General features: G+C 49.9%; 1 protein-coding gene. It reads right to left on the bottom strand.

Translation table 11 applies throughout. From position 1 onward, the window contains the following. Window positions 1-369: proline dehydrogenase family protein (locus tag KDM89_RS20370; RefSeq protein ID WP_212689687.1), on the bottom strand; the 369-nt coding region annotated here is incomplete at both ends.

Genomic DNA, 369 nt, shown 5'->3' with positions numbered 1-369 from the left:
CGGGCAACGTTTCTGATAGCCCTGAACGACGAAACCGATACCTTCAAACCCTTTCAGATCCGCATCAAATGCCAGTGCCTCCATCAAATCGAGCGACAATTCAAGACGATCTGTTTCTTCCGCATCGATGTTCAGGCCGATGTTATATTGTTTAGCCAGCAATAGTAACTTTTTCAGCAGTGGCAGTAACTCGTCCAGCGTCCGCGCACGCTGAGCCCGAGAATAGCGTGGATGCAGTGCAGATAATTTGACAGAAATACCTGGGCCATTCTTGATGCCACGCCCTGCCGACGCCTTACCAATGGCATGGATTGCGGTTTCATAAGCCTGATAGTAATACGCTGCATCTTTGGCAGTCAGTGCTGCTTC

Origin of the sequence: Cognatundibacterium luofuense, from assembly GCF_018139685.1 — a bacterium.
GTDB lineage: Bacteria > Pseudomonadota > Gammaproteobacteria > Burkholderiales > Burkholderiaceae_D > Undibacterium > Undibacterium luofuense.
The sequence above is the reverse complement of the archived record's forward strand: the minus strand, read 5'-3'. Positions and strand labels throughout refer to the sequence as shown.